The following is an 18,621-nucleotide window of genomic DNA, read 5'->3' as shown; positions in this document are numbered from 1 at the left end:
GCGGCCGTACCGGCACGGACGGGTGACCGGCCGCTGGAGGTGGTTCTGGCATGGCAGTGGAATCCTTGCGCGCCGGCGACGACGAGCAGAACCCCCAGCCGCCCCGGCCGACCGGCCTGCTGGACGTGCTGAGCGTGGCCGCGGTGGCACTGGACACCCGTGGGCGCATCGTCTTCTGGACCCCGCAGGCCGAGGACCTGTTCGGCTACACGGCGGAGGACGTCCTCGGCAAGTACGCCGCGCGGCTGCTCATCCGTCCCGAGCATCTGCAGGCCGTGGTGAGTCTGTTCACGGAGGTGCTGGAGACTGGCCGGGGCTGGGCCGGCGCCTTCCCCGTGCGGCACAAGGACGGCAGCAGCCGGCTGACGGAGTTCCGTACGATGCGGCTGCTCGACGACCTCGGCGATGTGTACGCCCTGGGCATCGCGGCCGACCACACCCTGCTCCAGCGCGTCGAGACCGACCTGGCGCTGTGCGAGCGGCTGATCAACCAGTCCCCGATCGGTCTGGCCCTCATGGACCCCGATCTGAAGTACCTCCTGGTCAACCCGGCACTGGAGCGGATCGACGGGATCCCGGCCGAGGAGCACATCGGCCGTCATCTGAGGGAGACCCTGCCCTTCCTCGACGTCAAAACCGTCGAGTCCGCCCTGCGTCAGGTGCTCACCACCGGCATGCCCCTCCTCGACCAGTACCACGTGGGCTGTCCCCCGGCCGATCCCGACGACGAGCACGCCTGGTCGCTGTCCTTCTACCGGCTCGAGGACCCGGGTGGGCGGGTCCTGGGCGCGGCCGCGTCGGTCGTCGACGTCACCGAACGGCACCACGCGGCCGCCGAGGCCGACCGGGCCCGGCGGCGCCTGGCGCTGATCGCCGACGCCTCCGCCCGCGTGGGCACCACGCTGGAGGTGGAGCAGACCGCCCTGGAGCTGGCCGACATCTGCACGCCCGTGCTCGCGGACGTGGTCGCCGTGGACGTCCTCGACGCCGCGCTGGCCCTGCGCCGCGCCCGCCGGCCGGACAACGGCCCCGAGCTGTTCCGCGCCCTCGCCCTCAAGGCGGCCCACCCCACCGTGGCGCTGCGCGCCGCCGACGCGCCCGGCGACGTCGCCTCGTACGACGGCGACCGCCTGGTCACCCTGTGCGTCCACACCGGCCGGCCGGTCCTGGTGCGCCACGTCGGGGCGCGGGATCTGCGGCAGATCGCCCGGGACGCCGAGGCCGGCGCGCTCCTGTCCCGGGCCGGCGTCCACTCGTATCTCGCCGTGCCGCTGATCGCGCACGGTGAGGTGCTCGGCGCCCTCGATCTCAAGCGCACCCGCAACCCGCTGCCCTTCGACGAGGACGACGTCGTCCTGGCCAGCGAACTGGCCAGCCGTGCCGCCGTGGCCATCGACAACGCCCGCTGGTTCCAGAGCGTGCGCAACACGGCGCTCACGCTCCAGCGCAGCCTGCTGCCCGACCACTCGGCGCACCACACGGGCCTGGAACTGGCCTCCCGGTACCAGCCCGCGCAGGCCACGAGCGAGGTCGGTGGCGACTGGTACGACGTCATCCCGCTGGCCGACGACAAGACCGCCCTGGTGGTGGGCGACGTCATGGGCAACGGCATCGACGCGGCCGCGACCATGGGCCGGCTGCGCACCGCCACCTGTGCGTACGCGGACCTGGACCTGGCCCCCGGCGCGGTGCTCCAGCACCTGGACAAGATCACCTGCGATCTGGAGCACTACATCGTCACCTGCCTCTACGCCGTCTACGACCCCCGCACCAGGCGGTGCACGATCGCCAACGCGGGACACATGCCGCCCGCCCTCGCGCGGCCCGGTCAGGCGGCCGTGTATCTCGACCTGCCCACCGCGGCTCCGCTCGGTGTCGGCGGCATCCCGTTCGAGGCCACGACGACCGAACTGCTGCCCGGCGACCTGCTGGTGCTGTACACCGACGGTCTCGTGGAGACCCGGCAGCACCCCATCGACGACCGCCTCGCCGTCCTCCTCGGCTTCCTCGACGAGCCCCGCAGGCCGCTGGAGGAGACCTGCGACCTCCTGCTGTACGGCCTGCGCCATCCCGACGACCACGACGACGTGGCCCTGCTCGTCGCACGGGCCCTGTAGCTCGTGCGGCGGCTCTCCATCCGCTTGGTGGGGGTCGCCCGTCGGTGCGACTCTGGGGGGAGAGGTGTCCGAGGAGCGGAACCCAGGAGGGCCGATGGGACGGGACGTCCCGGCGCTCGTCTTCACCCGCGAGGACCGCCGCCGGTACCGGATCAAGATGCAGGAGTGCCTCGACGCCCTGGCGCAGATGCTCCGCGACGCTCGCTTCGAGTCCGAGCGACCTCAGGTCGGACTGGAGATCGAGCTGAACCTGGTCGACGACCGGGCCGAGCCGGTGATGCGCAACACCGATGTGCTGGAGGCGATCGCGGACCCCGCCTGGTCGACCGAACTGGGCCGGTTCAACCTGGAGATCAACGTTCCGCCGCGCGGGCTGACGACGGGCGGACCCGACGCGTGGGAGTCCGAGATCCGCTCCGCGCTGAACCACGCGGACGAGCGGGCCAGATCGGTGGGCGCCCGCCTGGTCATGATCGGCATCCTGCCCTCCCTGCGCCAGGAGGACATCGGCGAGGCGTCCCTGTCGGAGAACCCGCGCTACCGGCTGCTCAACGACCAGGTCTTCGCGGCCCGGGGCGAGGACCTGCGTATCGAGGTGGACGGCGTCGACCGGCTGCGGACCTACGCGGACACCATCACTCCGGAGGCCGCGTGCACCAGCACCCAGTTCCATCTGCAGGTGTCCCCGGATACGTTCGCCGCCTACTGGAACGCGGCGCAGGCCATCGCCGGGGTCCAGGTCGCCCTGTCGGCCAACTCACCGTTCCTGTTCGGCAAGGAGCTGTGGCACGAGACCCGTATCCCGCTGTTCGAGCAGGCGACGGACACCCGCCCGGAGGAGATCAAGGTCCAGGGGGTACGGCCGCGGGTGTGGTTCGGCGAGCGCTGGATCAACAGCGTCTTCGACCTCTTCGAGGAGAACCTGCGGTACTTCCCGGCCCTGTTGCCCCTGTGCGACGAGCAGGACCCCGGGGAGACGCTGGACCGCGGGGACATCCCCGAACTCTCCGAACTCACCCTGCACAACGGCACCATCTACCGCTGGAACCGGCCCGTCTACGCCATCGCCCACGACAGGCCTCACGTCCGGGTGGAGAACCGGGTGCTGCCCGCCGGACCGACCGTCGCCGACACGCTCGCCAACGGCGCCTTCTACTACGGGCTCACGCGCGCCCTGGCGGAGGAGGACCGCCCGGTGTGGTCGCGGATGTCCTTCTCCGCGGCCGAGGAGAACCTCCACACGGCGGCCCGGCACGGCATCGAGGCGCTGCTGTACTGGCCGGGCATGGGCGAACTCCCGGTGCCCGAACTGGTGCTGCGGCGGCTGCTGCCGCTGGCGCACCGGGGGCTGGAACTGTCCGGCATGGACGCGGCCTGGCGGGAGCCGCTGCTCGGCATCATCGAGCAGCGCTGTGTCACCGCCCGCAACGGGGCCGTGTGGCAGAAGGAGATGCTGCACCGCGTCGAGGACACGACACAGGCCGGCCGCCACGAGGCCCTGCGGCGGATGACGGAGCTGTACATCGACTTCATGCACCTCAACGCCCCGGTGCACACCTGGCCCGTCGACTGACGGGGCCTGCCCCCTATAGGAGATGCCGGAGGAGACGATCACCGGTTAGGCTCCTCCAGCGTTTGTCGGGGGACGGCTGAAGTGGGGGAACATGGTGGACGATTCCGCGTCCGAGCAGGCCCGGAGACCGGTGGTCCAGGCACTCGCGGCGGTGTTGGTCTTCGCGGGGGTGGCGGGAGTCCTGTGGGCGCAGGCGGCACTGCACGGCTCCTCGGACGAGGGACCGGCCAGCTGCTCCAGCGACCGTCACAAGCCCGGCAAACATGTGTCGGCGGCCCGGTTGTGTACGGCGCTGAACCGATCCGACCTGCCCGTGCTCCTCGGGACCCCGCAGGAACAGGCCGAGATCGCCTACGGCTCCGAGAGTTCGGCCAAGGACGCCGACGGCACCAAGACCCCCTCGTCCGAGGCGGAGGTCGACCTGAAGACGTACTCCGTGAAGCTGTGGGCGTCGGACGACGATCTGCGGGTCCGTGAGTTCTCCGGGCTCTTCGCCAGCGACGTGGAGTCGAGGAAGGTCCTGGGTCACCCGGCCGTCCTCTACTCGGACAACACCATCTCCCTCCGCTTCAACCTCGGCGGCGGCAAGATCGACTCCGGCCCCGGTGGCATCGCCCGTCATCTGCTGGTCGCCAGGGACCCGAAGGACGGAGGCGGTTCGCTCGAGATCGCCGTCTGGCGCCAGGACGACGTACCGCCCGACGACACCGCGCTCTTCCGCGTCGCCGAGCGGGTGCTGCCGACGGTCCCCGGCTGGACCGGCGGCTGAGGCCGGGCTCTGTCACGTGCCCTTGCCGAGCGGGCGCGGGCCGTGCGTCGCGGGCCGCGATCCGGTGTCCTCGTGCGGACCGTCGTCCGCGCCCTCCACTCCGCCGTCCGTGTCGGCGGGTTCGCCCGTGCGCGTGGCCCCCACCGAGGCCAGGGCCACGGCGCCGACGCCCACCCACTGGGTCGCGGCGAGGTGCTGGCCCAGCAGGAGCAGGCCCAGCAGCGCGCCGACCGCCGGTTCCAGGCTGGTGAGCACACCGAACACGCGGGGCGGGAGCCGGCGCAGCGCCTCCAGGTGGAAGGTGTACGGCAGGACGCTGGAGAGGACGGCCACGGCGGCGGCCAGGGCGAGGGTTCCCGGGGCCAGGAGCCGAGTGCCCGCCTGTGTGATGCCGTAGGGCAGGCTCAGCAGGGCCGCCCAGGTGACCGCGACAGCGAGGCCGCGGCCGTCGGGGAAGCGCTCGGCCAGCCGCTTGCCGACCAGGATGTAGCCGCCCCAGCAGCAGCCGGCGACGGTGGCGCAGGCGACGCCCGCTCCGTCGAGGGCGGTCCCGGAACGGCTGAGCAGCACGACTCCGGCGGCGGCCAGGCATGCCCACAGCAGATCGGGCACGCGCCGCGAACCGCACAGGGCGATGGCGAAGGGGCCGAGGAACTCGAGGGTGGTGGCGGCCCCCAGGGGCAGCCGGTCGACCGCTTCGTAGTAGGCGAGGTGGTGCAGGGCGAGCAGGGTGCCCGCCGCCGCGGCGATGCCCAGGGTGGCCCGGTCGCCCCGGATCCGGGGCCGCCACAGGGAGACGAGGACGAAGGCTGCGATGCACAGCCGCAGGGTCACCACCCCGGCCGGCCCCACGGCGGGGTACAGGCGGGTGGTGAGCGCGGCCCCGCCCTGCAGGCCGAGCACACCGCCCATGACGAGTCCCGGGGCGGGCACGGCACCGAGCCCTCGGCCGATGGCCGTGGCGGCGCGAGCGCGGGGGGTGTGGAGCCGGCTGATGAGGGGCCTCCTTCCGGCGGCCCGGCCCGCAGGGCACGGGGCCGCCTTCCTTGGTGGATCGTCGCGGGGCTGCTGGCTGCCCCGGGGGGCCGGGCTGGGCCCGGAGGACGGGTTACGGCGTCACGCGGCCGAGTCCGTGTGCGCGGCGGGCCGTTGCGTCCGCAGGGTGTCGCGCAGGCTCAGGAGCCTGTGCGTCAGGGGTGCGATGTCCCTGGTGTGACGGGCTTCGGCCAGGTCCGGCAGACGGGCTGCCAGGGCCTGGCGGGCCCGTGGACCGAAGCGGACCTCGCCGGACGGACGGACCGTGACACCGTCGTGTGCGGCCATCCTCGTCTGCCACGCCACCGCTTCCTGCTGTGTGAGACCGGGAGGCAGGTCGAGGCCGATGCGGCCGCCGGTGATACGGACGGGGTAGCCGCCCGGCAGTCCCAGCGGCCCGGGCAGGTCGGCGTACACCTCCTGGGCCGCGGCCAGCCGGGCGGCGAGCACCGCGGCGGTGTGCCCCGTCACCGCGTTCAACTCCTCGCGGGAGCAGGCGCGGTGGGCCGTGAGCAGTTCGCCGACCTGCGGCACCGGCCGGTCGTCCAGCCATACACGGGCCTCGTCCGCGGGGTCGGCGGGCGCGTGCAGATGGGCATGGTGGGCGAGCACCCTGAGCCGTTCGCCGGCCTGCGGCCGCAGTACGGCGCGCAGGGATGCCGCCAGCGTGGCGGAGTTTCCTACGCCGCAGAACACGGGCAGTCCCTCGGCGTGCAGCAGGGGGTTGACCGCGTCGGGGTAGCAGGCGTTCACGAACAGCGTCGGGACCCGGCTGCTCCGGATCGCCTGTGCCACGTTCCGGGCCAGTACGGCATGGAGCGGCAGAGCGATGCCGAAGCCGCCGGCCGAGAGCAGGTCCGTCCACGCGGAGGGAGCCCGCGCGGCTTCCCAAGGGGACTGCACGGACGCGCAGTTGAGCACGACCCGGGGCCGGATGCGGGCCAGGACCGCGGTGAGCGCCTCCTGGCCGGCCGCGTCGACGGGCTCGGCCGTGAATCGGGTGGGGGAACCGGAGACGGCTGCCCGGGCGCCCGCGATGGAGGCGATCTCATGGGCGGCCCGGGCGGAACGGGCGAGCACGGTCACCGTGCCGGGCGGTGGCACGGCCGCGACGGCCAGTGAGTAGCAGATGGCGCGGGCCAGGGACCCGCCGCCCACCACGGCGATGCCCTGCGCTTCCTCGTGCCGGGCGGCCTCTTCGGCCGTCATGCGGTGACCCGCTGGGCGATCTGGATGCGGCGCAGGTGGCGTCCGGTGTCGGTGAAGGCGTTGCGGGCGTGCAGCATGCGCCAGTTGTCGAAGACGAGCATGTCGCGCCGCTCGTACTGGATCGCGATGTGCTCCCGCTCGAAGTACGCCTTCGCGCCGTCGAGCAGCGGGCCGATGCGTTCGTCGTCCCCACGCACCAGGTTGTTGAAGGAGTAGCGGACGATGGTGCCGTCGGGGTGGTCCTCGATGACCGGGTGCTCGGGATGCAGGTCGAGGCCCAGGTGGCGCATCGCGTCCGTGGTCTCCCAGGTCCAGATCCGCTCGCGCAGGAAGGCGCGGTCGTCCTCGGCGAGCGTCGCGGTCCAGGCGTGCGCGTCGGCGAGCGTGGTCTCGCCGCCGGCTCCCGTGTTGGGGGTCTCGCACCACAGGGCAAGGTAGCGCGGGGGCAGGCCTTCGAAGTCGTAGCCCTCGGAGTGCGGGTAGAGGGGTTTGGTGTTGCCCGCGTGGTAGAACTCGTCCATGCCCGGTTCGGGCCGGACGTCGCCGACCAGGACGCCGGTGTACTGGGGGACGAAGTCGCCGAGCCGCTTGCAGAAGGCCACCGGGTCGAAGGTGTCGGGTACGCGGCTCATGAGGACGTAGCCGTGGCGGTCCATCAGGGCGTGGAAGCTCTGCCACACCATGTCGTCGGCGAGCGGGGCGCCGTTGAAGTCGGTCAGGGACAGCAGGCTGTCGGCGTGCCTGGGCATGGTTCCTCCTGTATGTGGTCCGGTCCGGGGCCGGTTCAGCGGGCGGCGGTGGCGCGGACCGCGTCCTCGATGTGGCCCGCGAGTTCTGTCACGTCGGCCGCGGTGCGGCGATGTGCTTCGGGGACCGGCCGGTAGTCCTGCTCGCCGTAGCTGCCCGAGCCGTGGATCAGCAGGTCGTCGCTGTCCGGGAGCAGCCCGCGGTCGGCGGCGTTGAGGGTGCCGGTGACGGCCATGACCAGCGACCACTCGCGCAGCCTGCGGGGATCGGCGGGCAGAGCGAGGCCGGCGGCGGCGAGGAGGGCGCGCACCTCGGCGTAGCGGCCCAGGCACTCGTGCAGGGAGACGACCACGCCTCCCCCGCCGTGCGCGGCGATCAGGGGGTCCATCCGGGCGGAGGTGACGGGGCGGCGGGTGTAGAAGGTGGGGTCGAGCTGTTCCTCGGGATCGAAGGTGGTCGCCGGGAAGTGCGGGTCCTCCTCCTGCCGGTAGAGGCCCGCTGCGGTGTCGAAGCGGTACGCGGGCAGGTTCGCCCGGTCATGGGTGCCGTGGCGCAGGCTGAGCACCATGTCCGGGGTGCCGAGGTGCTGGACGAGGAAGTAGCGGGACTGCGGCAGGCTGCTTCCGCCGGCCGTGACCGTGCGGTGGCCCAGCTCGTGTCCTAGCAGTCCGAAGGCGCTGGAGACGGAGTGCACGTGGGTGCGGCTGCGTGTGCCGTCGTCGCCCGTGGGGAGCAGGTCCCGCTCGGCGAAGGCCCGCAGGACGTCCGCGGCCCGGTAGTTGTCGAGCCCGAGGGTGTACCAGACGCGGGTGCCGTACTGCCTCCACAGCCGGTCGGCGTGGGTGACGGCGAACGCGGTGGCCAGCTCCTTGACCGCGGCCGGTTCCTCGCAGGCGTGCACCACGAGGGGGTTGCGGACGCGCAGTGCGGGGTCCTCGCTCAGCGGTGACGCCCACAGCTTGGCCGTGGACTGCGCCGGGACCACGCTCGCGATGTGCAGCTGATCCGCCGTCACCAGCCCGCAGTCGACGGCGCGGTGGACCGCGTCGCGCAGTGCGGTGGCCTTGTTGGCGGAGGACGGGGTCACGATCAGGACGCGCTCGCCGGTCTCGGTGATGTGCCGTACCGCCCGGGCGACGATCACGAGCGACGCCAGGGTCTTGGTGGTACGGGTCGCCGGGTTGCGCATCAGGTCGAGCAGGCGCAGGCGGTGGCCGCGGTAGTCGGGCAGGTCGGTGACGCCGATGTCGGAGACGGCGAAGAAGCGTTCCAGAGCGGGGCTGGGGTCGGGCAGCCGGAAGGCCGGGGAGAACATCGGGGCCCCGTCGGGGCCGTCGGCACGGTCGTGTTCGAGAGCGGTCAGCGCCTGCCGCAGTTCGGCGTCGTAGTGCGTGAGGGCGTTCCTCAGGACCGTGGCCGTGGACGTCTGTGCGGATGCGGAGAGGGTGGGGGTCACGTCGTTCCCGTTCAGAAAAGGGGGGGTGGGGGTGGGGGTGCGTGTGGGGCGGGGCCCCGGGGCTCGGCTCGGCCCCGGGGCCCCGTCCGGGTCAGGCTCCGGCGACCTGGTCTCCGCGGATCAGGCCGCTGCCCGGTGGGACCTCGGCCGGGTCGCCGCCGAATCCGGTGATCCTGTTCTTGCCGTCGACGAAGACGACCTTCGGCTCGAACTCCTCGGCCTCCTCGGCGGTGACGGAGGCGTACGACACGATCAGCACGAGGTCGCCGACCTGTGCCTGGCGGGCCGAGGGGCCGTTGACGCCGATGACGCCCGACCCTCGGGGTCCTTCGATGACGTAGGTCGACAGGCGTGCGCCGTTGGTGACGTTGACCAGGTCGACCTTCTCGTGACGGCGGATGCCCGCCGCTTCCATCAGATCGGCGTCGATCGTGATCGAGCCGACGTAGTTGAGGTGGGACTGGGTGACGGTGGCACGGTGGATCTTGGCTTTGAGTGTCTCGAAACGCACGGTGGCCCTTCGCGATTGCGTCCGGTCAGTCGATGATCTCGGTGTCGCGACGGAAGGGAGCGTGGCATGCGCCGAGGGTGGGTACAACCCCCGACTGATCAACGAAATCCGAAGTAAAGAACGGGGTTTGACCTTGTGATCACATCCTCAGGACCGTGATCACCGCCGACCGCGAGCCTGCCCATTTCGTGGCTCTGCCCCTGCGGAGCGTCGCACCTTTGCTGGCTCTTTGCAGAACGTATCGGACTGCTGCGCCCCCAGGCCCGGTTGGACGGGAACGAGTGGAGCACGGTCGGGGAGGTGCGCGAGGCGGCGCGGATACCGTACCGGGAGTGGCCGCCCGACGGCGCCTGACACCTCACGAAGGCAGAGAAGATGACCACCGAGACCCACGACGTCGACCACGAACTCATCGAGGCCGCCGCCCACGTGGCACGCACTCGCTGCCGTGGCGACAACCACACCATGGCGGCCGCGGCCCGCGCCCAGGACGGCCGGATCGTCACCGCGGTGAACGCCTACCACTTCACGGGAGGGCCCTGCGCCGAGCTGGTGCTCATCGGTGCGGCAGCCGCCCAGGGCGTCTACGCGCTGGACACCGTCGTCGCCGTGGGCGACCGCGACCGGGGGGTGGTTCCTCCGTGCGGCCGGTGCCGTCAGGTGCTCCTCGACTACTTCCCCGCCCTCAAGGTCATCGTGGGCGCGGGCGACCGCGTCCGAACCGTCCTCATCACCGACTTGCTGCCCGAGAGCTACGTCTGGGCCGACCACCAGCTCGACGCCGAGTGAACGCCGGACGTTGCCTGTTGCGGCCCTAGGCGAGCACGAGGACGAGCGGGATGCCGTGGCAGGGCACCAGGCGCAGGCCGGCATGCTCGGCGGGCGTGGCCTCGGTGAGGAGTTCGCCGAAGTCGGGGCCCTTGGTGAGGGAGCCGGCCAGGTGGGCGGGGTCGGCGGAGGCGGCGACGCGGCCGCGGGCGTTCACCAGGTGGGCGGGCCGGGGCAGCCGCCGCAGCAGCGGGAGTACGGCCGCTTCGAAGTGCCGTAGGTACACGTCGGCCGCGGCGACCCCGGCGAAGCGCCCTTCGGACTCGACCGGTGCGGACAGGGTGAGGCTGTACTCGTCGGAGCAGAGGTAGTCGACGTACGGCCCGGCCACGGCGCGGCGCCCGGTGTCGCGGGGCAGGGCGAACCAGTCCCAGTGGGTGTAGTCGGAGTACGCCGAGTGCCCGGGGTCGAGGTCGAGCAGCAGGGGTCGTACGTCGCCGTCGGCGCCCGTCTGCCACCACTCCAGCCAGGCCGGTACGTCGGTGAGCAGGCCGGGGGCGGCCACGAAGCCGACGCCGGAGACCAGTTCCTCGCGGGTCAGCCGCTGGTGCAGTCCGGGGCGGAGGGCGGCGAGGTCCGCGCTCGCGGGGCGCCGGCCCTGCGCGGCCGCCTTGGCGAGCAGGGCCGCCGTGTCGTCCCGGGTGGCGGCGACGGTCTCGAACACCGCCTCCAGCGCACCGCCCACCTGCGAGGCCACCCACGCCTCGGCGTCCGTGTCGAGCGTCGCGGCAGCCGAGTGGACCTGCCCGGGGCTCCAGCCCATGGTGTCCTCCAGCGGACGGGAACCGGACGCGGCGCGTTCAGAGGGTGAGGCGTACGGCGACGAGCCGCGCCGTCGACTCCCTGACGCACCGCTCGGCCAGCGTGCCGGCCGATTCGTGGGCCCCATCTTGCACGGCCGAGATCACGGAGCGGTGACGGTCCGCCACTTCTTCACGATATTCGCCGCTCCCGAGGACCAGGCACAGCAGCGCACCCACCTCGCTCTGCAGCGCGACCTGTTCCCGGGTCAGCCGGGCGGACTGGGCGGCCGCCGCGAGTTCCACGTGGAAGCGGCCGTACAGGCGGCTGCGTGTCGCCGTCTCCTCCGCGTGTGCCAGCTCCTCGGCCGTGCGACGCAGAGGGTGGAGGTCCTCGGGTTCCGTGCGCTGTGCGGCGAGGCGGGCGGCGGCGCCGGACAGGGCGGCCCAGTGGTCGCCCAGGTCGCGCAGTTCCTCGGTGCTCCAGCCGCACAGCCGGACCCTGAGCCGGTCGTCGGCGGGGACCTCGGGCAGCGACACGAAGCTGCCGCCGCCGCGGCCCCTGCGGGTGGTGACCAGGCCCTGCTGCCGGAGCGCCATCAGTGCCTCACGCAGGGTCACCGTCGACACACCGAGCTGTGCGGCCAGTTCGCTCTCGCCGGGAAGCTGCTCTCCGTCGGCGAGGAGCCCCAGTTCTATGGCATCGCCGATACGGCGGACGACCGTGTCCACGCGGGCCCGGTTGTCCACCGGGCTGAAGACGACCCGGCGGGCGCCGCCGCCCGTTCCCCGGGCACCGCCGCCGATCTCGTGTTGCCTCACGGCCACCACCTCGTGCGTTGACTCAAGCTTTACCCTAAGGGGACCTTGAGCTTAGAACTATGACTTCATATGTTTGCGGTCAACGTAGAGCGCGCCAGAAAGGTTCCCGCATGGAGGGAATTGCGATCCGGCTGCAGGACCTGCGGAAGTCGTTCGGGGAGACGACCGCCGTGGCCGGTGTGGACCTGGAGATCCGGGACGGGGAGTTCTTCTCGATGCTCGGCCCCTCCGGCTCCGGGAAGACCACGGTCCTCAGGCTCATCGCCGGGTTCGAGACGCCCACCGCGGGCCGGATCGAACTGGCCGGACAGGAGGTCACCGGCCTCGCCCCGTTCGAGCGGGACGTGCACACCGTCTTCCAGGACTACGCCCTGTTCCCGCACATGACGGTCGAGCAGAACGTCGCCTACGGGCTCAAGGTCCGCAGGGTGCCGAAGCCCGAACGTCTCGTCCGCGCCCGCAAGGCGCTCGCCGAGGTCCGCCTGGAGGGCTACGGCCAGCGGCGCCCCGCGCAGCTCTCCGGCGGGCAGCGCCAGCGCGTCGCCCTCGCCCGCGCCTTGGTCGGCCGCCCCCGGGTCCTGCTGCTCGACGAACCCCTCGGCGCTCTCGACCTGAAGCTGCGCGAGCAGATGCAGGTCGAACTCAAGGCGCTCCAGCGGGAGGTGGGCATCACCTTCGTCTTCGTCACCCACGACCAGGAGGAGGCCCTGACGATGAGCGACCGCATCGCCGTCTTCGACCAGGGCCGTATCGCCCAGGTCGGCACACCCGCCGAGATATACGAGCGCCCCGCGACCCCGTTCGTCGCCTCCTTCGTCGGCACCTCGAACCTGCTCGACGGCGAGGCGGCCCACCGGATCGTCGGCACGCCCGGCACGTACAACATCCGCCCGGAGAAGATCCGTGTCCTGAAGGAGTCCGCCGAGGCGGACGAGCCCGGGCACGCGACCGTCACCGGCACGGTCGCCGAGGTCGTCTACCTCGGCGACGCCACCCGCTTCCTCGTCGATCTCGACGGCGGCGGCCGACTCACCGCCCTCCAGCAGAACCTGGAGACCTCCTCCGAGGACGTCGCCGCCTACCGCGGCGCCCGGGTGCGTCTCCAGTGGCACCGCAGACACGCCGTCCGAATCCCTGCCTGACCCCCCACTCCCCCGAACCCCCGCTCCGCGCAAGGCTCCCTCACTCTTGGAGATCGTCGTGCGTCTCACCCGAACCCTCGTGGCCACGGCCGGCACCGCGGCCCTGCTGCTCACCGCCGCCTGCGGCTCCTCCGGCAACGGCTCCTCGGCCACCGGCTTCAATCCGCCCGACCTCAAGGCGCCGACGAAGCTCGGCAAGACCGAGGGCCAGGTCAACCTGATCGCCTGGGCGGGCTATGTCGAGAACGGTTCCAACGACCCCAAGGTGGACTGGGTCAGCGACTTCCAGAAGCAGACCGGCTGCCAGGTCCACTCCAAGGTCGCCGCCAGCTCCGACGAGATGGTCAAGCTGATGAAGACCGGGGAGTACGACGCCGTCTCCGCCTCCGGGGACGCCTCCCTGCGGCTGATCGCCTCCGGTGACGCGGCCCCGGTCAACACCGACCTCGTCCCCAACTACAAGGATGTCTTCAGCGGACTGAAGAACGGCTCCTGGAACTCGGTGAAGGGCCAGATGTACGGCATCCCGCACGGCCGGGGCGCCAACCTGCTGATGTACAACACCGAGAAGGTGAGCCCGGCGCCCACCTCCTGGTCGGCCGTGTTCGACGGCGCCTCGAAGTACAAGGGGCACGTCACCGCGTACGACTCGCCCATCTACATCGCGGACGCGGCCCTGTACCTCAAGGCCACCCGGCCCGACCTGAAGATCAAGGACCCGTACGCGCTCGACCAGAAGCAGTTCGACGCCGCCGTGGCGCTGCTGAAGAAGCAGAACGCGGACATCGGCGAGTACTGGAGCGACTACCTCAAGGAGATCTCCGCCTTCAAGAGCGGGGACTCGGTCGTCGGGACCACCTGGCAGGTCATCGCCAACCTGACCGCCGGTGAGGGCGCCAAGGTCAAGGCGTTCGTCCCGAAGGAGGGCTCGACCGGCTGGTCCGACACCTGGATGGTCTCCGCCAAGGCCAAGCACCCCAACTGCGCCTACAAGTGGCTCGACTGGATCGTCTCCCCCAAGGTCAACGCCCAGGTCGCCGAGTACTTCGGCGAGGCCCCGGCCAACTCCAAGGCCTGCGCCGAGACCAGCGACAAGAACTTCTGCACGACCTACCACGCCGCCGACGAGGGTTACTGGAAGAACATCGCCTTCTGGAACACGCCCATCGAGCAGTGCCTCGACGGCCGCACGGACGTCAAGTGCGTGCCGTACGCGAAGTGGGTGCAGGCCTGGACCGAGATCAAGGGCTGAGCCGTGACGAGTGAAGTGACGCCCGCCGCCGGACGGGGAACCGTCCGGCGGCTCGCCGGGACGCTGCACACGAGACCCCCGGCTCCGCCTGGCCCTGCTGCTCACCGCGCCGCTGCTGTGGCTGACCGTCCTCTACCTGGGCTCGCTGACGGTCCTGTTCGTCTCCGCGTTCTGGACGACCAACTCCTTCACCTCCCAGGTGGTGAAGGTCTGGTCGACGGACAACTTCCACGCCCTGTTCACGACCCCGGTCTTCCGCCAGGTGATCCTGCGCAGCGTCGGCGTGGCGCTCGCGGTGACCGTGCTGTGCGCCGTGATCGCCTTCCCGGTCGCCTTCTACACCGCACGGGTGGCCCGCCCGAAGTGGCGCCCACTGCTGGTCGTGGCGATCCTCACCCCGCTGTGGGCGAGCTACCTGGTGAAGGTGTACGCCTGGCGGCTGATCCTCTCCGAGGGCGGCCTCGCCGACTGGATGCTCAAACCGTTCGGCCTGAGCGGCCCGGGCTTCGGCCTGCCCGCCACCGTGCTCACCCTGACGTACCTGTGGCTGCCGTACATGATCCTGCCGATCCACACGGCCCTCGAGCAGCTCCCGGCCAACCTGCTCGACGCCTCCGCGGACCTCGGTGCGAAGGCCGGCCGCACCCTCCGTTCGGTGGTGCTGCCCATGGTGCTGCCGTCCGTGGCCGCCGGCTCCGTGTTCACCTTCTCGCTCAGCCTCGGCGACTACATCACCGTGCAGATCGTCGGCGGCAAGACCCAGCTCGTCGGCAACCTCGTGTACTCCAACATCGAACTCAACCTGCCCATGGCGGCCGCGCTCGGCACCGTCCCCGTGCTCGTGATCGTGCTGTACCTGCTGGCGATCCGCCGCACGGGCGCCCTGACCAGCCTGTAGGAGAAGAGCGCCATGCATCTCAGCCGCACCGCGCGCATCGCCCTGCGCGCAGGCGCCGCACTCGGCTTCGCGGTGATCTACGTCCCGCTCCTGCTCGTCCTCGTCAACTCCCTGAACCCGGACCGCAGTGCGAGCTGGCCGCCGCCGGGGTTCACCCTGCGCTGGTGGTCCGTCGCCCTCGACAACACCGGTGCGCGCGAGGCGCTGTGGGTGTCCGTGAAGGCGGGCCTGGGCGCCACCGCGATCGCGCTGGTCCTCGGCACGCTGATCGCGTTCGCGGTGGCCCGGCACCGGTTCTTCGGCCGCGACACGGTGTCGTTCATCGTGGTCCTGCCGATCGCGCTGCCCGGCATCGTCACGGGCATCGCGCTCAACTCGGCCTTCGGCACGGTCCTCGCGCCGCTCGGTGTGGGCCTCGGGCTGTTCACCGTGATCATCGGCCACGCCACCTTCTGCATCGTGGTGGTCTTCAACAACGTGGTGGCCCGGCTGCGCCGTACGGCCTCCTCGTACGAGGAGGCGGCGATGGACCTGGGAGCGACCACCTTCCGCGCCTTCGCGGACGTCACCTTCCCGCTGGTCCGCTCCGCACTGCTGGCCGGCGCCCTGCTCGCCTTCGCCCTGTCCTTCGACGAGATCGTCGTCACGACCTTCACCGCCGGACCCGGCATCGAGACCCTGCCCATCTGGATCTTCGACAACATGACCCGGCCCCAGCAGGCGCCCGTGGTGAACGTCGTGGCCGCCGTCCTCGTCCTGCTGTCGGTCGTCCCGATCTATGTCGCCCAGCGGCTGTCCTCGGACACGGCGACGTCGAGCCGGGTGTGAGGAGAGGCGGACCCGCACCACAGCGACCCCTAGAGTTCACCCAAGACCCGGGCAACCCCTGCCCCTTGCCGGGAGTCTCCCGATCGCCACAGCGCCCCGAACGCGTGAACGACCGCGTTCGGGGCGCTCATTCGACCTTGGAGACCCCTTGCGCAAGCGCCCCACGCTCCTGGCCGCGGCCCTGCTCGCCTGCGGCCTGCCGCCGGTCGCCCTGGCCGCACCGGCCGCGGCGGCCCCCGCGAAGTACGCGGACGACTTCAACGGCGACGGCTACCGCGACTACGCCGCCTTCTCCCACGGCCCCGACTCCCGCAGCAAGGGCGGCGGGGTCCTGGTGACCTTCGGGACCGCCGACGGGCCCGGCACGAAGACCCAGTTCATCGACCAGTCGAGCCCGGGCGTCCCCGGTACCGACGAGACGGACGACGACTTCGGCACGGTGAGAACCGCGGCCGACTTCAACGGCGACGGCTACGGCGACCTGTCGGTGTCCGCGCCCCACGAGGACAACGGCAGCCACAAGGACGAGGGTGCGGTCACCATCCTGTGGGGCTCGCGCTCGGGCCTGTCCGGCGGCACCGCCGTGCCGAACAAGGGGTCCCGGGGGTCGTACGACGACATGGGCAACGACCTGGCCACCGGCGACTTCAACGGCGACGGCAAGCAGGACCTGGCCGTCGTCGACGACGGCCGGACCTATGTCTACCGCGGCCCGATCGACCGCTCCGGCGTCCACGGCTCGGTCTCGCTCCTGGACAAGGACGCCGACTTCTACGCCACCGCCCTGATCTCCGGCAAGGTCAACGGCGACGGCAAGACCGACCTCGTCATCATCGGCGACGTCGTGAACCCCTCGTCCATCGGCTCGGACGCCTGGTTCATCGCCGGCGGAAGGCCCGGATGTACCCGGGCAGGACGCTGCACCTGGAGTCCGTACGGGCCGGCGGGGGCAGCAGCGGCCGGGGCGGCGACGGAGTCATCAACGACTTCGACAAGGACGGCTACGGCGACATCGCCATCGGCACCCACAAGGCCGACAACTACACGGGGCGCGTCTGCGTCTGGTACGGCTCGGCCTCCGGACCGGACAGGAGCGCCCGCTTCACCCAGGCCACGACGGGCATCGCGGACACCCCCGAGGCCGACGACGCGTTCGGATCGAGCGTGTCGTCCGGCGACATCAACGGCGACGGCTACCGGGACCTGGCGATCGGCGTCGACGGCGAGAAGCTCGGCAACAGCCCGTACGCGGGCGGCGTGGAGATCCTGTACGGCTCCGCCTCGGGCCTGTCCGGCAAGGGCTCGCAGTGGTTCACCCGCAGCTCCCCCGGCGTCCCGGGCTACCCGGCGGAGGACGACGCCTTCGGCGGCACGGTACGGCTGCGGGACACCGACCGGGACGGCAAGTCCGACCTGTATGTGACCGGTAACTACAGTTCCGTGCTGCTGCGGGGTTCGGCGGCGGGCGTCACGGTCCAGCGGGCCATGACCGTCGACGGGGACATCATCCCGGGCATGCTGCAGTAAGGCCGAATCCGTAGGCTGAGAGTGCCCCGAGCTCCTTTGGGAGGTGTGCCCGCAGGCGGGAGACGGTCGTGATCGAACTGGCCGCGGCGTTCGCCGTCGCCGGAGCGGCGAGCAACGCCGTGGGCACGGCGTTCCAGCGCAAGGCCGCGTCCACGAGCCGTCGCGGCGGGGTGCGGCTCCTGGCGGAGCTGGTGCGCCGGCCGGCCTGGGTGCTCGGCATGGCCGGGGTGATCGGCGCCGCGCTGTTCCAGAGTCTGGCCCTCGTCAACGGCCCGCTCGCGCTGGTCCAGCCGCTCTTCATCCTGGAGCTTCCCTTCGCCCTGCTCGTCGCGGGGCCGCTGATGCGCCGCCGGCTGCCTCGCTCGGGGTGGTGGGGTGTCGGCGGCGTCGTGACGGGCTTGGGCATCCTGCTCGCCGCGGCCGCCCCGCACGGTGCCACCTCCCAGGCGGCGCTCGTGCGCTGGATCCCGGCGCTCGGCCTGTGCCTCGGCGGGATGGCCGCCGCGGTCCTGCTGGCCGGGCGGGGGCGCCCGGCGGTGCGCCGTGCCGCGCTGCTGGCGGCCGCCTCCGCCACGGGCAACGCCCTGACCGCCGCGCTGCTGAAGTCGGCCACGGGGACCTTCGCCGACCACGGCTTCCTGGCGTTCCTGCGGTCCTGGCAGACGTACGGCTTCGCGGTGACCGGCGCGGTCTCCGTGCTCCTGCTGGAGAACGCGCTGCAGGCCGGTCCGCTGGCGGCGGCGCAGCCCGCGCTGACCATCGGGGACGCGATGGTCAGCCTGGCCCTGGGCATGACCCTGTTCGACGAACGCATCCGCACGGGCTGGTGGCTGGTGCCCGAGTTGTGTGGTGCCGTACTGATCGTCGTGGGTGTGGTGGTTCTGAGCCGGGCCGTCCAGCGCCTCATCGTCCGTTAAGTCCATGAAAGAGCAATCGGTCCTTCATGCTGCCGACATAAATGCCGCACCCCTCACGTCTCCACCGCACTGCCGTTGACCGCCGTTCAATTAAAAGCCTCCGTGGCGAACCCGCAACGGTTACCGGTCGGCGACGCGTTGTGAAGGTTCCCCTATCTCAGTGATAGCATCCCCGCGTCTGCGACCTTGGTTCACTCGGCTCAGGCGCTGTTTTGAGATCGGGCCGGTTCTCAACACGACGGCGACGAGT

At 71.4% G+C, this 18,621-nt stretch carries 17 protein-coding genes and 2 pseudogenes; 11 read left to right on the top strand and 8 right to left on the bottom strand.

The annotated features are described in order from the left end of the window. Positions 1 to 50: 50 nt before the first annotated feature. From CRP49_RS33985 to CRP49_RS33975, 3 genes are all read left to right on the top strand, one after another. Positions 51 to 2,117 carry a SpoIIE family protein phosphatase gene (locus tag CRP49_RS33985; RefSeq protein ID WP_097256800.1) on the top strand — a complete coding sequence of 689 codons (2,067 nt, stop codon included), beginning with the start codon at positions 51 to 53 and terminating at the stop codon, positions 2,115 to 2,117. Between the two features lie 94 nt (positions 2,118 to 2,211). Further along, the gene (locus CRP49_RS33980; RefSeq protein WP_097256799.1) at positions 2,212 to 3,690 is read left to right on the top strand and encodes a glutamate-cysteine ligase family protein; all 1,479 of its coding nucleotides are present in this window, start codon (positions 2,212 to 2,214) and stop codon (positions 3,688 to 3,690) included. A gap of 91 nt (positions 3,691 to 3,781) precedes the next feature. After that, positions 3,782 to 4,459 (top strand): DUF6215 domain-containing protein, encoded by a 678-nt coding sequence (locus tag CRP49_RS33975; RefSeq protein ID WP_097256798.1) that lies wholly within the window; start codon positions 3,782 to 3,784, stop codon positions 4,457 to 4,459. A gap of 12 nt (positions 4,460 to 4,471) precedes the next feature. On the opposite strand, the gene CRP49_RS33970 is transcribed toward CRP49_RS33975, so the two are convergent. From CRP49_RS33970 to panD, 5 genes are all read right to left on the bottom strand, one after another. Continuing rightward, entirely contained in the window at positions 4,472 to 5,392 is a 921-nt protein-coding gene (locus CRP49_RS33970) for a DMT family transporter (RefSeq protein ID WP_257033580.1), read from the bottom strand. 183 nt (positions 5,393 to 5,575) lie between these two features. After that, the gene (locus CRP49_RS33965; RefSeq protein ID WP_097256796.1) at positions 5,576 to 6,703 is read right to left on the bottom strand and encodes a potassium transporter TrkA; all 1,128 of its coding nucleotides are present in this window, start codon (positions 6,701 to 6,703) and stop codon (positions 5,576 to 5,578) included. Beyond that, positions 6,700 to 7,452 carry a TauD/TfdA family dioxygenase gene (locus tag CRP49_RS33960; RefSeq protein ID WP_097256795.1) on the bottom strand — a complete coding sequence of 251 codons (753 nt, stop codon included), beginning with the start codon at positions 7,450 to 7,452 and terminating at the stop codon, positions 6,700 to 6,702. Before CRP49_RS33960 ends, CRP49_RS33965 begins: the two co-directional genes overlap by 4 nt. A gap of 35 nt (positions 7,453 to 7,487) precedes the next feature. After that, complete coding sequence (locus CRP49_RS33955; RefSeq protein WP_097256794.1) at positions 7,488 to 8,906, bottom strand: DUF6002 family protein; 1,419 nt, start codon at positions 8,904 to 8,906, stop codon at positions 7,488 to 7,490. Between the two features lie 91 nt (positions 8,907 to 8,997). Beyond that, positions 8,998 to 9,417, bottom strand: a complete 420-nt coding sequence (panD, locus tag CRP49_RS33950; protein ID WP_094222546.1) for an aspartate 1-decarboxylase — start codon at positions 9,415 to 9,417, stop codon at positions 8,998 to 9,000. A gap of 375 nt (positions 9,418 to 9,792) precedes the next feature. Here panD and CRP49_RS33945 point away from each other — a divergent pair, with 375 nt between their 5' ends. After that, positions 9,793 to 10,206, top strand: a complete 414-nt coding sequence (locus CRP49_RS33945; protein WP_097256793.1) for a cytidine deaminase — start codon at positions 9,793 to 9,795, stop codon at positions 10,204 to 10,206. A gap of 25 nt (positions 10,207 to 10,231) precedes the next feature. On the opposite strand, the gene CRP49_RS33940 is transcribed toward CRP49_RS33945, so the two are convergent. Together CRP49_RS33940 and CRP49_RS33935 are read right to left on the bottom strand one after the other, a co-directional pair. Beyond that, positions 10,232 to 11,008, bottom strand: a complete 777-nt coding sequence (locus CRP49_RS33940; protein WP_097256792.1) for a cache domain-containing protein — start codon at positions 11,006 to 11,008, stop codon at positions 10,232 to 10,234. A 37-nt stretch (positions 11,009 to 11,045) separates the two neighbouring features. Then, positions 11,046 to 11,807 (bottom strand): FadR/GntR family transcriptional regulator, encoded by a 762-nt coding sequence (locus CRP49_RS33935; RefSeq protein WP_257033579.1) that lies wholly within the window; start codon positions 11,805 to 11,807, stop codon positions 11,046 to 11,048. A gap of 110 nt (positions 11,808 to 11,917) precedes the next feature. Here CRP49_RS33935 and CRP49_RS33930 point away from each other — a divergent pair, with 110 nt between their 5' ends. The 4 genes and pseudogenes from CRP49_RS33930 (at position 11,918) to CRP49_RS33915 (ending at position 15,927) form a co-directional block, all read left to right on the top strand. Next, positions 11,918 to 12,949 (top strand): ABC transporter ATP-binding protein, encoded by a 1,032-nt coding sequence (locus tag CRP49_RS33930; RefSeq protein WP_097256791.1) that lies wholly within the window; start codon positions 11,918 to 11,920, stop codon positions 12,947 to 12,949. Positions 12,950 to 13,007: 58 nt separating this feature from the next. After that, positions 13,008 to 14,201, top strand: a complete 1,194-nt coding sequence (locus tag CRP49_RS33925; RefSeq protein WP_097257687.1) for an ABC transporter substrate-binding protein — start codon at positions 13,008 to 13,010, stop codon at positions 14,199 to 14,201. Positions 14,202 to 14,204: 3 nt separating this feature from the next. Further along, positions 14,205 to 15,099, top strand: a pseudogene (locus tag CRP49_RS33920) (ABC transporter permease). A 12-nt stretch (positions 15,100 to 15,111) separates the two neighbouring features. Then, positions 15,112 to 15,927: an ABC transporter permease gene (locus CRP49_RS33915; protein ID WP_097256789.1), complete on the top strand. Its 816-nt coding sequence runs from the start codon at positions 15,112 to 15,114 to the stop codon at positions 15,925 to 15,927. 279 nt (positions 15,928 to 16,206) lie between these two features. Here CRP49_RS33915 and CRP49_RS48205 read toward each other — a convergent pair whose 3' ends face one another. Beyond that, the gene (locus CRP49_RS48205) at positions 16,207 to 16,389 is read right to left on the bottom strand and encodes a hypothetical protein (protein ID WP_257033578.1); all 183 of its coding nucleotides are present in this window, start codon (positions 16,387 to 16,389) and stop codon (positions 16,207 to 16,209) included. Between CRP49_RS48205 and CRP49_RS48200 the strand changes: the two are divergent. The 3 genes and pseudogenes from CRP49_RS48200 to CRP49_RS33905 form a co-directional block, all read left to right on the top strand. Continuing rightward, positions 16,367 to 16,699 (top strand): annotated as a pseudogene (locus CRP49_RS48200) (FG-GAP repeat protein); the annotation flags it as partial. The gene CRP49_RS48205 and the pseudogene CRP49_RS48200 overlap by 23 nt on opposite strands. 128 nt (positions 16,700 to 16,827) lie before the next feature. Beyond that, positions 16,828 to 17,454 carry an FG-GAP repeat protein gene (locus tag CRP49_RS48195; protein ID WP_257033577.1) on the top strand — a complete coding sequence of 209 codons (627 nt, stop codon included), beginning with the start codon at positions 16,828 to 16,830 and terminating at the stop codon, positions 17,452 to 17,454. A 68-nt stretch (positions 17,455 to 17,522) separates the two neighbouring features. After that, positions 17,523 to 18,371, top strand: a complete 849-nt coding sequence (locus CRP49_RS33905) for a DMT family transporter (RefSeq protein ID WP_097256788.1) — start codon at positions 17,523 to 17,525, stop codon at positions 18,369 to 18,371. The last annotated feature ends 250 nt before the right edge of the window (positions 18,372 to 18,621 follow it).

The organism is Streptomyces sp. Ag109_G2-15, assembly GCF_900215565.1.
Taxonomy (GTDB): domain Bacteria; phylum Actinomycetota; class Actinomycetes; order Streptomycetales; family Streptomycetaceae; genus Streptomyces; species Streptomyces diastatochromogenes.
Note: the sequence above shows the minus strand (reverse complement) of the source record. Positions and strands in the feature narration are given on the sequence as shown.